This is a genomic window from Streptomyces sp. R11 (assembly GCF_041051905.1).
In the GTDB taxonomy this organism is placed as follows: domain Bacteria; phylum Actinomycetota; class Actinomycetes; order Streptomycetales; family Streptomycetaceae; genus Streptomyces.
Genome location: NZ_CP163432.1, coordinates 947,165 through 961,207, shown reverse-complemented (window position 1 = coordinate 961,207; position 14,043 = coordinate 947,165). Strand labels below are relative to the sequence as shown.

At 69.6% G+C, this 14,043-nt stretch carries 12 protein-coding genes; 10 read left to right on the top strand and 2 right to left on the bottom strand.

The genetic code is table 11. The features are described 5' to 3' along the window. Positions 1–3 precede the first annotated feature (3 nt). Both AB5J55_RS04405 and AB5J55_RS04400 read left to right on the top strand, forming a co-directional pair. Positions 4–2,067, top strand: coding sequence for a discoidin domain-containing protein (locus AB5J55_RS04405; RefSeq protein WP_369269384.1), 2,064 nt, complete (start codon positions 4–6; stop codon positions 2,065–2,067). A 19-nt stretch (positions 2,068–2,086) separates the two neighbouring features. Continuing rightward, the gene (locus tag AB5J55_RS04400) at positions 2,087–2,683 is read left to right on the top strand and encodes a TetR/AcrR family transcriptional regulator (RefSeq protein ID WP_369269383.1); all 597 of its coding nucleotides are present in this window, start codon (positions 2,087–2,089) and stop codon (positions 2,681–2,683) included. Between the two features lie 9 nt (positions 2,684–2,692). Here the strand turns inward: AB5J55_RS04400 and AB5J55_RS04395 are convergent, their stop codons facing one another. Further along, positions 2,693–3,787: an acyltransferase family protein gene (locus AB5J55_RS04395; RefSeq protein ID WP_369269382.1), complete on the bottom strand. Its 1,095-nt coding sequence runs from the start codon at positions 3,785–3,787 to the stop codon at positions 2,693–2,695. Positions 3,788–4,010: 223 nt separating this feature from the next. Between AB5J55_RS04395 and AB5J55_RS04390 the strand changes: the two genes are divergently transcribed. From AB5J55_RS04390 to AB5J55_RS04375, 4 genes are all read left to right on the top strand, one after another. Beyond that, positions 4,011–4,877 (top strand): hypothetical protein, encoded by an 867-nt coding sequence (locus tag AB5J55_RS04390; protein ID WP_369269381.1) that lies wholly within the window; start codon positions 4,011–4,013, stop codon positions 4,875–4,877. Between the two features lie 140 nt (positions 4,878–5,017). Next, positions 5,018–5,758 (top strand): class F sortase, encoded by a 741-nt coding sequence (locus tag AB5J55_RS04385; protein ID WP_369269380.1) that lies wholly within the window; start codon positions 5,018–5,020, stop codon positions 5,756–5,758. 98 nt (positions 5,759–5,856) lie between these two features. Next, entirely contained in the window at positions 5,857–7,776 is a 1,920-nt protein-coding gene (gene htpG / locus AB5J55_RS04380) for a molecular chaperone HtpG (protein WP_369269379.1), read from the top strand. A 100-nt stretch (positions 7,777–7,876) separates the two neighbouring features. Beyond that, positions 7,877–8,287 (top strand): VOC family protein, encoded by a 411-nt coding sequence (locus AB5J55_RS04375; RefSeq protein ID WP_328883449.1) that lies wholly within the window; start codon positions 7,877–7,879, stop codon positions 8,285–8,287. A 45-nt stretch (positions 8,288–8,332) separates the two neighbouring features. Here the strand turns inward: AB5J55_RS04375 and AB5J55_RS04370 are convergent, their stop codons facing one another. Continuing rightward, complete coding sequence (locus AB5J55_RS04370) at positions 8,333–8,653, bottom strand: hypothetical protein (RefSeq protein ID WP_369269378.1); 321 nt, start codon at positions 8,651–8,653, stop codon at positions 8,333–8,335. A 460-nt stretch (positions 8,654–9,113) separates the two neighbouring features. Here AB5J55_RS04370 and AB5J55_RS04365 point away from each other — a divergent pair, with 460 nt between their 5' ends. From AB5J55_RS04365 to AB5J55_RS04350, 4 genes are all read left to right on the top strand, one after another. Beyond that, complete coding sequence (locus AB5J55_RS04365) at positions 9,114–10,604, top strand: Y4yA family PLP-dependent enzyme (protein ID WP_369269377.1); 1,491 nt, start codon at positions 9,114–9,116, stop codon at positions 10,602–10,604. Beyond that, positions 10,601–11,941 (top strand): pyridoxal-phosphate dependent enzyme, encoded by a 1,341-nt coding sequence (locus tag AB5J55_RS04360; protein WP_369269376.1) that lies wholly within the window; start codon positions 10,601–10,603, stop codon positions 11,939–11,941. Before AB5J55_RS04365 ends, AB5J55_RS04360 begins: the two co-directional genes overlap by 4 nt. A 5-nt stretch (positions 11,942–11,946) precedes the next feature. Further along, a complete protein-coding gene (locus tag AB5J55_RS04355) occupies positions 11,947–13,164 on the top strand; it encodes an aminotransferase class V-fold PLP-dependent enzyme (protein WP_369269375.1) in 1,218 nt (405 codons plus the stop codon). A 93-nt stretch (positions 13,165–13,257) separates the two neighbouring features. After that, a complete protein-coding gene (locus AB5J55_RS04350; protein ID WP_369276086.1) occupies positions 13,258–14,031 on the top strand; it encodes a trans-aconitate 2-methyltransferase in 774 nt (257 codons plus the stop codon). Positions 14,032–14,043: the final 12 nt, after the last annotated feature.

Genomic DNA, 14,043 nt, shown 5'->3' with positions numbered 1-14,043 from the left:
GCTGTGACCAGTTCCGGACGCCCGTACCGCAGACGCAAGAACGTGACCGTGGTGTCGCTCCTCCTCTTCGTGCTGTCCATCGCGCTGGGCCCCACGCCGAGTTCGGCGGCCGGAACCGACTGGTGGAACCCGACCGCACGGCCGGCGCCGGACTCCCAGGTCAATGTCACGGGGGAGCCCTTCAAGGGGACCAACGCCCAGGGCGAGGTGCGCGGCTTCGTGGACGCGCACGACCACATCTTCTCCAACGAGGCCTTCGGCGGACGCCTGATCTGCGGAAAGCCGTTCTCCGACGCCGGCGTCGCCGACGCCCTCAAGGACTGCCCCGAGCACTACCCCGACGGCTCGCTCGCGATCTTCGACTTCATCACCAACGGCGGTGACGGCAAGCACGACCCGAACGGCTGGCCCACCTTCAAGGACTGGCCCGCGCACGACTCGCTGACCCACCAGCAGAACTACTACGCCTGGGTCGAGCGGGCCTGGCGCGGCGGCCAGCGCGTGCTGGTCAACGACCTCGTCACCAACGGCGTGATCTGCTCGGTCTACTTCTTCAAGGACCGCAGCTGCGACGAGATGACGTCCATCCGGCTGCAGGCCAAGCTGACGTACGACATGCAGGCCTTCGTCGACAAGATGTACGGCGGCACCGGCAAGGGCTGGTTCCGCGTCGTCACCGACAGCGCACAGGCCCGTGAGGTCATCGAACAGGGCAAGCTGGCGGTCATCCTCGGCGTCGAGACCTCCGAGCCCTTCGGCTGCAAGCAGATCCTCGACATCGCGCAGTGCAGCAAGGAGGACATCGACAAGGGCCTGGACGAGCTGCACGCGCTGGGCGTGCGCAGCATGTTCCTGTGCCACAAGTTCGACAACGCCCTGTGCGGGGTCCGCTTCGACTCCGGCTCACTCGGAACGGCCATCAACGTCGGCCAGTTCCTGTCGACCGGCACCTTCTGGAAGACCGAGACGTGCAAGGGTCCGCAGCACGACAACCCCATCGGCAACGCTACGGCGGCCGCAGCCGAGGCGAGGCTCCCGGCGGGCGAGGAGGTCCCCTCGTACAGCGCCGACGCCCAGTGCAACGTCAGAGGGCTCACACATCTCGGCGAGTACGCCGTACGGGGCATGATGAACCGCGGCATGATGCTGGAGATCGACCACATGAGCGTCAAGGCCACCGGCCGGGTGCTCGACATCTTCGAGTCCGCGTCCTACCCCGGCGTTCTGTCCTCCCACAGTTGGATGGACATGGACTGGACCGAGCGGGTCTACGGTCTCGGCGGCTTCATCGCCCAGTACATGCACGGCTCGGACGGTTTCATCTCGGAGGCCAAGCGCACGGAGGCCCTGCGCGACAAGTACGGCGTCGGCTACGGCTACGGCACCGACATGAACGGCGTCGGCGGCTGGCCGGGCCCGCGCGGAGCGGACGCCCCGAACAAGGTGACGTACCCCTTCAAGAGTGTCGACGGCGGCTCCGTCATCGATCGGCAGACCACCGGTCAGCGCACCTGGGACCTGAACACCGACGGCGCCGCCCACTACGGCCTCGTCCCCGACTGGATCGAGGACATCCGCCGCGTCGGCGGCCAGGACGTGGTCGACGACCTCTTCCGGGGCGCCGAGTCCTACCTCGACACCTGGGCGGCCTCCGAGAACCACGAGGCCGGCGTCAATCTCGCACGGGGCGCGAGCACGTCGGCCAGTTCCTCGGAGTGGAGCCTGTTCACGAGCTACAAGCCGGGGCGGGCCGTCGACGGCGACGGCGGCACCCGCTGGGCGAGCGACTGGAGCGACGACCAGTGGTACAAGGTCGACCTCGGCTCCATCCGCGTGGTCAAGCGGGTCACGCTCGACTGGGAACGCGCCTACGCGAAGTCGTACCGCATCGAGCTGTCCACCGACGGAGTGAACTGGCAGACCGCCTGGTCCACGACAGCCGGTGACGGCGGCCTGGACACGGCCCGGTTCGGCGGCACACCGGCCAGATACGTACGCGTCCAGGGGCTGGACCGAGGCACCGACTGGGGCTACTCCCTCTACGAGGTCGGCGTCCACAGCGGCTGACACCCACGAGAGGGGCTCCATGGCACGGTTGCCGTCCGCCGAGCGGCGGCGACAGCTCACCGAAGCGGCGATCAGGGCGATGGCCCGGGACGGCGTCCCCAGGACGACCACCCGGTCCATCGCCGCCGAGGCGGGCGTCTCGCTGAGCGTCTTCCACTACTGCTTCGACTCCAAGCAGGAGCTGATCGAGTCCGTCATCACCACCATCACCGGGCACTACGTGACGGTGGTGAAGCAGGCCCTACGGCCCCGGGCCACCCTCGAGGAGACCGTCCGGGCCGGCTTCGAGGCGTACTGGGACCACGTCCGCGCCCACCCGGACGAACACATGCTCACCTACGAGCTGGCGCAGTACGCCCTGCGCCAGCCCGGCTTCGAGCACCTGGCACGCCGCCAGTACGAGCTGTACGCCGAGACCTACGCCGAGCTCATCGAGCAGCTGCGGCAGACCATGGGCGTCCGGCTCCGCGTGCCCGTCCCCGTACTGGCCCGCTACCTGGCAGCCATGACCGACGGCCTCACGCTCAACTACCTCGTCCTCGGCGACGACGAGGCCTGGACCGGCATCCTCGACACGGTCACCGCGCACATCGCCGGGCTGGTGTGCGAGACCTGACGGGGGCGTTCACCCGGATACGGCTGACCGATCGCGGGCCTCCTGAGTCGCGTCCCGCCGGAAGAGCCACCGCATCTCCGGCTCCACCACGAACCGTAGCGCCCGCCGCACCGGGGGTGTGCACAGCACGGTCACGACCACCGCGGCGACGACGCCGACGACGACCGGGCCGAGCGGCTGCTGCATCCAGGCGGGGTCGTACCAGCCGAAGTAGTTCGCGCTCTGGGCAACGAACCCGTGCAGCAGATAGCCGTACAGCGTGCCCACGCCCAGCACCGTGCACCACATCCGCCGTCCGGGCACCCAGGCGAGGAAGCAGGCCACCAGGACCAGCGAGCAGGCGAACAGGACCGGCGTCATCACGGCCCCGTACCACTGGGGCGCGCCCAGTTCCTCGGCGCTGTCGCGGTGGTAGAACCAGGCTCCGGCCATCCGCGGCACCGCCCAGTACGCCACCGCGAGAGCGGCCACGAATACGGGCACGGCCGCGATCCGCACCGCGCGGCGGCGCACCATCCGGAAGTGCTCCGGGCGCAGGAGCAGACCCAGCACGAAGTACGGCAGGAACTGCAGGGTGCGCTGGAGATCGAGGTCGTTGCCGATGGACGGCGAGAGGGTGGCCAGCATCGCCACGGCGAGCGCCAGCGGCAGCGGCATGCGCACCCGCCGCCACAACGGTGCGCTCAGCCGCCACAGGAACAGGGACGCGAGGAACCACGTCAGATACAGCGGGTCCAGCAGGCTGATCGGACGGTCCGGTTCCTGGTCCGTCCACCTGGTGAACAGGGTGTACGCCGTCTCGAAGACGACGTACGGGACGACGAGACCGGTGACCAGGCGTCTGAGCTGCTGCGGGCGGCCGTCGAAGCTGCGGGAGAAGTATCCGGAGATCACGATGAACGCCGGCATGTGGAAGGCGTACACCAGCATGTACAGCGCGCTGACCGTCCGGCTGCCGTCCCGCAGTGGTTCCCACGCATGGCCGACCGCCACCAGGACGATCGCCGCGTACTTGGCGTTGTCGAAGAAGGCGTCCCGCTGTTTCGAAGGCGCAGGTGACAGGGCCGTGGCAGGCGCGGGAGCCGTGACGGTGTGATTCGGCATCCCACGCGTCTCACCACTTACGGCCCTGGCAAACCTCCGCAGGCTGCCACGGCTCCCGGGGCGCCGGGAGGGCGGCGTCATAGGGCCGTAGGGGTGTGGTCGTAACCCGTGTGATCGCTCCGAATGGTGCGACCCGAAGGATTGGCTGACGGTGGATCACGTCAGGCCTGGCTCCAGTGGTGATGAAGCGTCAGCCGCCCAGGCCGTGACGGAAGGACTCACTATGCGCTCTGTCCGCATGCTGCTCGCCACCGCGACGGCCACGGCCGCTCTGGCGATTGCGCCCACCGCCTACGCCATCACGACGGGGGACTGGGACCAGGAAGAAACCTCCCACAGCAAGGATCACGACAGCGACTCCCACAGCAAGGACCACGAGGAGGAGTCCTCCGGCAAGAAGCACGAGGACAACTCCTACAGCAAGGATCACGACAAGGAGAGCAAGCACGACGAGCCGCGTGGCGGGGTCCACACGGGTGGCGGAGCGCTTGCGGCCCTGTTCAAGGGCGACGACTGGAGCGGGGACAAGGAGAAGGACTCGGACGGCTACAAGGACAAGGACAAGGACGAGGAGGAGGGGAAGCACGACAAGGAGGGGAAGCACGACGAGGGGAGCAAGCACGACGAGGGGAGCAAGCACGACGAGGGGAGCAAGCACGACGAGGAGGGCAAGTACGACGAGGAGAGCAAGCACGAGAAGCCGCACGGTGGGGTGCACACCGGTGGCGGAGCGCTTGCGGCCGTGACCAACGGTGACGACTGGGGCGGCGACAAGGACCCGAAGCACGACCCGGACAGCTACCGCAGCAAGGACGAGGGACACGGCGACCACGACAAGGGCTCGTGGAAGGAAGAGGACCACGGCGACGACTCGTGGAAGGGCGACCACGAGAAGGACTCGTACGGCGGTGACCACGACAAGGAGTCGTGGGGTGGTGGCGACGACGACGGGCCGCGCGGCGGTATGCACACGGGCGGTGGCGGTCTCGCCTCGCCGGGTGTCACCGCGGGTGGTCTGGCCGTGCTCGGTGCCGCCGGCGCCGGCATGTACGCGCTCCGTCGCAAGAAGGCCGGCGGATCCGTCGCGTGACCGATGCCCGATGACATAGCCGCTGTGGCCGCCGCACGTGCGCCGTGCGTCGCGGCGGTCCCGCGGGTCGTCCCCCCTGTCCTCCCCGTATTTCTCCGTCCTGCTGTGTCCGCTGCTGTGCCCGAGTGAGGTGGTGCCCCATGGCCGCCGGCTGTCCCTCGTCCCCCGAGAACGACCCGGCCCGTTCCGACACCGGTTCCGCGACCTCGCGGCGGATAAGGCGCGCGGCCGCGGTGACGTTCTGGAGCGTGGTCGCCGCCTTGGTTCTGGTGGTGACCCTGCCCGGAGCCCAGGACGGGGCGTCCGACGGCGGCCGTGCACAGCAGGCCTTGCCGGCGGTCGGTTCGCAGGCTCCGGGGGAGGCCGAATCCCATGCCCCACCGGGGGCCAGGTCGGACTCGCAGGCCCGGCGCCCCGTGGGCAAGCATCTGGCGCGGTCCCGGCCGGTGCGGCTGCTCATCCCCAAGATCTCGGTCGACGCGCCCTTCACCGACCTCGCCATCGGCAGTGCCGGCCGGCTCAACCCCCCGCCGGCCCACGACACCAATCTCGTCGGCTGGTACGCCAAGGGGGCGTCCCCAGGTGAGACGGGCACGTCGATCATCGCCGGCCACGTGGACACGGCCACCTCCGCCGCGGTCTTCGCGAGGCTGAGCGAGCTGGAGAAGGGGGACCGCTTCCAGGTGCTGCGGGCCGACGGACGCAAGGCGTCCTTCGTGGTCGACAGCGCGGAGACCTTCGACAAGGACACATTCCCCAGCGAGCGCGTCTACCGCGACACCGCCCGGGCCCAGGTCCGGCTCATCACGTGTGCCGGGGACTACGACCGCCAGGTCAAGGACTACACCGCCAACCTGGTCGTCTTCGCCCACCTCGTCTGACCCACTACGTTCGGTAACACGCCACTCCGCGCTGACCTCGTGTCTTACAGTGACTGCGACCAGTTCCGGTGACAGATCCTGTGAGGTACTCGCTAACCATGCCGACCGAGACGTTTGAGTTCCAGGTAGAGGCCCGTCAGCTGCTGCAGCTGATGATCCACTCGGTCTACTCGAACAAGGATGTCTTCCTGCGGGAGCTCGTCTCCAACGCATCCGACGCGCTCGACAAGCTGCGCCTGGAGAAGCTGCGGGACGACGCCCTCGACGCCGACGTGTCAGATCTGCACATCGAGATCGACGTCGACAAGGAGGCCCGCACCCTCACGGTGCGGGACAACGGCATCGGGATGTCGTACGACGAAGTGGGCAAGCTCATCGGCACCATCGCCAACTCGGGCACGGCCACCTTCCTCCAGGAGTTGAAGGAGGCCAAGGACGCGGCCGGGGCGGAGGGGCTGATCGGCCAGTTCGGCGTCGGCTTCTACTCCGGTTTCATGGCGGCGGACGAGGTGACGCTGGTGACCCGGCGGGCAGGCGAGAGCCAGGGCACCCGCTGGACGTCGCGCGGCGAGGCCACGTACACGCTGGAGACGGTCACCGAGGCGCCGCAGGGCACGTCGGTCACGCTCCACCTCAAGCCCGCCGACCCCGAGAACCAGCTCCACGACTACACCTCGCCGTGGAAGATCAGGGAGATCGTCAAGCGGTACTCGGACTTCATCACCTGGCCGATCCGGATGGTCCCGGAGGCTGCCGCCCCGGGCGACGGTGACGGCGACGGGGACACCGCGCGCGAGCCCGAGACGCTGAACTCCATGAAGGCCCTGTGGGCGCGTTCGCGCGACGAGGTCTCCGACGACGAGTACCACGAGCTGTACAAGCACATCAGCCACGACTGGCGCGAGCCGCTGGAGACGATCCGGCTGCAGGCGGAGGGCACCTTCGAGTACCAGGCCCTGCTGTTCGTCCCCTCCCACGCCCCGCACGACCTGTTCACGCGTGACTTCAAGCGTGGCGTGCAGCTCTATGTGAAGCGCGTCTTCATCATGGACGACTGCGAGGCGCTGCTGCCGCCGTACCTCCGCTTCGTCAAGGGCGTCGTCGACGCGGCCGACCTCTCGCTGAACGTCTCCCGCGAGATCCTCCAGCAGGACCGGCACATCCGGATGATGCAGCGCCGGCTGACGAAGAAGGTCCTGTCCACGGTCAAGGAGTTCATGACCAAGGACACCGACCGCTACGCCACCTTCTGGCGGGAGTTCGGCACCGTCGTCAAGGAGGGCCTGCTCACCGACACCGAGAACCGCGACGCCATCCTCGCCGTGTCGTCCTTCGCCACCACCCACGCCGACGACGAGCCGACCACACTGGCCCAGTACGTCGAGCGGATGAAGGACGGCCAGGACGACATCTACTACATCACCGGCGAGTCCCGGCAGAGCATCGAGAACTCCCCGCACATGGAGGCGTTCCGCGACAAGGGCATCGAGGTCCTGCTGCTCACCGACCCCGTCGACGAGGTGTGGGTCGACGCCGTGGGCGAGTACGAGGGCAAGCAGCTGCGCTCCGTCACCAAGGGTGAGATCGACCTGGCGGCCGAGGGCGACGAGAAGGCCGGCGAGGAGCGCGAGAAGCAGGCCGAGGACTACGCCGCTCTGCTCGGCTGGATGCGGGAGCAGCTGGACGACGACATCAAGGAGGTGCGCCTGTCCGCGCGGCTCACCGTCTCCGCGGCCTGTGTCGTCTCGGACGCGCACGACCTGACGCCGGCCCTGGAGAACATGTACCGGGCGATGGGCCAGGAGGTGCCGCGCACCAAGCGGATCCTGGAGCTCAACCCCGGCCACCCGCTGGTGAAGGGCCTGAACCAGGCGTACAAGGAGCGGGAGGACCGCACCGAGCTCGCCGAGTCCGCCGACCTGCTCCACACGCTGGCGGTGCTCGCCGAGGGCGGTCAGCCGAAGGACCCCGCGCGGTTCGTGAAGCTGGTGGCGGACCGGCTGGAGCGCACCCTGTAGGCGGTGCGCCGTAGGCCATGTGGTCGTGTGCGCGGGCCGTTGTCAGTGGCCCGCGCTACCTTCCTTGCAGTCGGCTTCCGGCCCCATTCCTGGAGGATTCATGGCCTCGCGTCTCAACCCCTACATCACCTTCGCCGGCGACGCCCGGCAGGCGATGGAGTTCTACAAGGACGTCTTCGGCGGCACCCTTGTGCTCAACACCTACGGCGAGTTCGGTCAGCAGGACACCCCGATGGCCGACAAGATCATGCACGGCATGCTGGAGGCCCCCAACGGCTTCACCCTGATGGGCGCCGACACCCCGACGGACGACCACCGGCCCGGCAACAACATCTCCGTCAGTCTCAGCGGCGACGACGACGCCGAACTGCGCGGCTACTGGGAGAAGCTGTCCGACGGCGCCACGGTGACCGTGCCGCTGGACAAGCAGATGTGGGGCGACGTCTTCGGCATGTGTACGGACCGCTTCGGCATCACGTGGATGGTCAACATCGCCGGTCAGGCCGGCTGATCGCGAACTGCCGGGTCAGCTTCGGCGCGGCGTGGCCGGCCGGGGTCACCGTTTCGGCAGCCACTCGCTCAGCGCGTCGACGAGCCGGTCGAGGGCCGGTTCGTCGACGGAGCGGTCCGTCATGACGGTCCGGCCGTCGAAGCGGAGCTTGTACTGGAACATGTCCGCCCCCTCCATGTCCCGCGTGAAGTCGGAGACTTCGTCCAGCGCCGGATCGCCGAGCAGCGTCCGCAGCTCGGTGAACTCCGCAGCGCCGGTGCGGCGGACGGCGCGTTCCCCCTTGTCGTCGGTGTGTACGGTGCCGTCGCCCCGCAGGGTCACCTCCTTGTGCACGCCCGCGTAGCCGCCGGTGACCACCATGGTCACGAGCACCTGATCCGGCCCGGTGACCGGGACCGGCGAGGGACTCCGGGACGTCGAGGGACTCCGGGACGCGGAAGGCGAGGGCGTGACAGCGGGGGAGGTCCTCGCCTGCGACGGCGGGGGTGAAGCCGAGGTCGGCGGTGCGGGCGAGTCGGCGCACCCGAACAGCCCCAGTACACCCGCCACGACCAGGACGACTGCCGCACGTCCACCGAACACAGCGCCCCCACCCGTCTGTCGCGTCAACTGAAGTGTCCCTATCACGGAATGGGCGGCTCCGGGACCAGCCCCTGGTCAGTCAGGGGCACGGTGATTTTCAGCCCACCTGTTGACGTACCGCCCAGCAGGGCAGGTACGGGGCGTAGACCACGCGCGGCCAGGGAAAGGAGCTATACGGCAAACCGCGGGGAGTGTCCGTCAGCGCCCGGAGTGTCGGGCCCGCAGCGCTGAGGAGGGGCCAGGCATGGGCGGGCAGCCCTTGTTTCTCGAACCGCGGCTGGAGTCGCGGCTGCACTCGTTGCTGAACGAACCGGGCCTGTTGCACACGCTCACGGATGGCCTCGGGTCGCCGTTGAACGTCGTCGTGCCCGACCAACTCGCCGACAATCTCCAGCAGTTCCGCTCGGTGTACGGCAGCCACCATCTCTCCGGCCAGGTGTACTTCGCCCACAAGGCCAACCGGTCCAGCGCCCTGCTGCGTCGGCTCGCCGCCACGGACGCCGGCGTGGACGTCGCTTCCCTCGGGGAACTGCAGCACGCCCTCGGCGCCGGCTTCACCCCCGACCGGATCACCGCGACGGGGCCGAAGAACCCGGAATTCCTGTGGCTGGCGGCCCGTACGTCGGTCACCGTCAACCTCGACACACGAGGCGAGCTGGAACAACTCGCCACGCTGGTGCGCAAACACGCGCTGCCCAGGACCCGCATCCTGCTCCGGCTGTCGGGCTTCGAGGCGTCCGGCGTACGAGTGCTGAGCCGCCGCAGCCGATTCGGTACGGACGTGGGCGAGTTGGAGCCGCTGCTGGAGGCCGTCGAGCGGCACGGCGACGTCGTCGACCTGGTCGGCGTGGCGTACCACCTGGACACGACGAGCCTCACCGAGAAGGCCACGGCACTGGAGGGCTGTCTGCGGGTGCTGGAGGAGTGCCGCAGCCGCGGGCTCAGGCCCCGGGCCGTGGACCTCGGCGGCGGCTTCGGCACCAACTACCTTGCCGACGGCGGCCAATGGGACCGGTACACCACCGAACTCACCGAAGCCGTCCTGGGCACCCGCCCACCGCTGACGTACGGCGGCCACGGCTACGGCCTCCGCAACGATGCGGGCACCCTGCGCGGCACGCTCGGCCTGTACCCCGCTCACCGCCCGGTCGCCGGCGCCCACTACCTCGACGAACTGCTCACGCACCCGGCCGCGTCCTTCGGCGGCCGCCCGCTGGCCGCCCAACTCCTCGAGCACCTCTACGACCTGCACACCGAACCCGGCCGAGCACTGCTCGACCAGTGCGGACTGACCCTGACGAAGGTGCTGGAGGTACGCGCCCAGGAGGCCGGCGGCCCCCTTGCCGTACGGCTGGCGGCGAAGGCCGACGACGTGGCCCTGGAGGAGCACGGGGTGCTCATGGACCCCGTCGTCCTGCCACGAACCACGACGCGTGGCGCCGCCGGTGTCGGCACCGAGACCCGTACCGAACCCGTCGCCGTTCACCTCTTCGGCAACCTGTGTCTGGAGTCCGACCTGATCACCCGCCGCACGGTCTTCCTGCCCCGCCGCCCCGAAGCGGGCGACCTGCTGGCCTTCGCCAACACGGCCGGCTACTGCATGGACTTCCACGCCACCCGTGCCCAGCACCAGCCCGTCGCGCGCAAGGCCGCCGCCTGGCAGGAGGGCGACGCGTGGCGCTGGTGCCTGGACGACCAGTACTGGCCGACCACACCCGTGGGGGGAGCGCAGTGAGGTACGACAGCATCACCGAGGCCATCGGCAACACACCGCTGGTGCGCATCGACCCGACCGTGCACGGCCTGAGGCACATCGACCTGTACGCCAAGCTGGAGTTGCTCAACCCCTTCGGATCGGTGAAGGACCGGGCCGCTTGGAACATGGCGCGTCCGCACCTGGCCGCCGCGGCCGGGGAGGGCCAGGTCGTCGAGCTGTCGAGCGGCAACACCGCCAAGGCCCTGGCCGTACTCGCGGGCATGCACGGCCTGACCTTCAAGAGCGTCACCAACAGGATGCGCATCCCCGAGATCAAGGACCTGCTCCTGCTGTTGGGCGCGGAGATCGAGGAACTGCCCGGCCAGAGCGAGTGCCTGGATCCGACCGCGACCGATGACCCGCTCACCCTGTTCCACCGCACCCTCTCCGAGCCGGACAGCACGTATCTGCACACCGACCAGTACTTCAACCCGCGCAACACAGAAGCCCACTTCACCGGCACCGGCCCGGAGATCGTGAAGGACCTGGACGGCCGGGCCCCGGACTGGTTCATCGCCTGCGTGGGCACCGCCGGTTCCTCCACCGGCGTCGCCCGCGCCCTGCGCGAGCACGACCCCGCCGTCCGGGTCGCCGGCCTGGTCGCGGCCAAGTCCGACTTCATCCCCGGCATCCGCACCATCGACGAGGCGCACGAGGTGGGCCTGTTCGACCCTGGCACCTACGACACGATCGAGGCGGTCGGCGCCGACGAGGCGATCGAGGGGATGCTGACTCTCAACCGCCGCTGCGGCATCCTCGCCGGACCCACCGGAGGCGCCGCCTACTTCGGGGCCGTACGCCAACTGCGCTCCATCGACGACGAGTTGGAGGGGCGGCACGACGAGGAATCCCCGGCTCGGCAGTCGGCGGTCTTCATCGTCTGCGACCGCGTCGAGAGCTACCTTGGCTACGTGCGGCAGCGGCGCCCCGACCTCTTCGGCCGCCCGCGCCGCAGGAACTCCCCGGCCGACCTCTCGGACGCCGAGGTGCGCACGGCGCCCGCCATCGGCGTCGCCGACGCCCAGAAGTGGATCGCCGCCGGCGAACCGCTCGTCGTCGACCTGCGCAGTCCCTACGCGTACGCCGCCCTGCACATCGACGGCTCGGTCAACATCGTCGATGAACTGTTCGAGGAACTCCTCCACGGCGGACTGCCGTTCAGCCGCAGCCGCCCCGTTCTGCTGGCCTGCCCGGTCGGCGAGAAGTCCGCCCGCCACGCCGCCCTGCTGACCCGGATGGGGCATCCGGACGTCCGCAGCCTGACCGGCGGCATCATCGCCTGGCGCGACGCGGGCGCACCTCTCGTACGGGACTGACGCCCATGACCCTGCCCAGGACCGACGCACAAGGGACCGCAGCCGTCGAGGAGTTGGGGGCGTGGCAGCGTGCGCTGCGCTCCCGGTTCCCGATCGTCACCGCGCACCCGGAACTGGCCTACCTCGACAGCGCGGCCACCGCCCAGAAACCCCAGGACGTGCTCGACACCGTCCACACCTACCTCACCACGACGAACGCCAACGCCGGACGCGGCACCTACCCCTGGGCCAACCAGACCACGGCCCTGGTCGAGCAGGCCCGCGACCGGGTGAAACTGTTTTTCGACGACCCCGTGCCGGAACGCTCGGCCGTGCACTTCACGAGCGGCACCACCGAGGGCCTGCGCACCATCGCCCGTGACTGGCTGCCCCGATTCCTGACCGACGGGGACGAGGTCGTGGTCCCCGTGGCCGACCACGAGGCCAACATCGCGCCCTGGCTGGAGGTCCAGCGGGAACTGGCCCGGCAGGGCGTGCACATCGGCGTGCGGCCGATGCCGTACCAGCGGGCATCCGGGGACTACGACCACACAGCGCTCACCCGACTGGCGGGCCCGCGCACCCGGTTCGTCGCCGCGAGCCACGTCCACCATGTGTACGGCGGCAACATGAACATCCACCGCATCCGGCAGGCGGTCGGCCCGGACGCGGTCATCTGCCTGGACGCCGCCCAGAGCGTCGGCCATCTGCCGGTGTCCGTGGCCGAGCTGGACGTCGACTTCGTCGTCTTCTCCGGGCACAAGGCCATGGCCCTGCCCGGCACGGGGGCCGTCTGGGCCCGCCAGGCACGCGGGCCGCAATTCACGCCGGGCGGCTGGTCGGGCACCCCCAACACGGTCGGCATCGCGTCCCTCACCAGCGCCCTGGACTGGCTGGACGAGGCCGGCACCGAACGGATCGAGCAGTGGACGGTCGCCCTGGCGGCCCGCCTCACCGACGGTCTGCGCCACCTCGACGCCTACGAGATCCTCGGCTGCCAGAGCAGCCTGGCCGCCGACTCGTCCGTGCAGCGGCGCCAGGGCATCGTCACCTTCCGCCACCACGCCATCGACTCCTCGGACCTCGGCTTCATCCTCTTCAGCCACGGCTTCATGATCCGCTCCGACCAGCACTGCCAGGGCAGCGCGGGGGAGCGGACCGGCTCGGTGCGGGTGAGTCTGCACGTCTACAACACCGCCGAGGAGGTGGACCGTTTGTTGACCGTCCTTGCCACGCTCGGGTGACGTACCGCCATCAGAGGGAATGGGAACCGTTTCCACCTGTAGGGTCTGCGCAGACGGTGCGGACGGGTGCGGAACGGCGAGGTGCACGACGGGATGGGGCTGAGCCTGGCGACGGCGGAGCGGTGGGTGGAGCGCTGGGAGCGTCAGCAGCAGCGGTACGCCGTCGACCGCGAGGAGCGTTTCACGGTGATCGCCGATGTCGTGGAACAGGCCTTGACCGGCCGCTCGGACCGACCGCTGGTCGTCGACCTCGGCTGCGGTCCCGGCTCCCTGGCGGCCCGGCTGGCCCGGCGGCTGCCGTACGCGGACATCGTGGGCGTGGACATGGACCCGCTGCTGCTGGAGCTGGCCCGCACCCATCACGCCGACGCGGCCCGCTACGTCGACGCGGTGATCGGCGAGGAGGGCTGGACCCACGCCCTGTGCCTCGACCGCCCGATCGACGCGGCCGTGTCGACGACGGCACTGCACTACCTCAGCCAGGACGCCCTGCACCGCACCTACCGGCAACTCGCCGCGCTGCTGCGGCCCGGCGGCGTCCTCGTCAACGGCGACCACTTCCCGCACGACGACACCGCGCTCGCCGGACTGGCGGGGTGTGTCGGACGCCGCCATGCCGAGCGGGGGCACGCTCTCGCGCACGAGGACTGGGACGCCTGGTGGGCGTCCGTCGCGGCCGATCCCGAGCTGGCCGACCTCCTCGCCGAACGCCGACGCCGATGCCGACGGCAGCCGGCCGCCGGGACCGACAGCGCGGCGCACCTGTCCGTGGCCGCGCACGAACGGCTGCTGCGGCAGGCGGGGTTCGGCCATACCGGTGTCGTCTGGCAGTACGGCGACAGTCACGTCATCGTCGCGATCCGCTGACCCGAGCCGCCG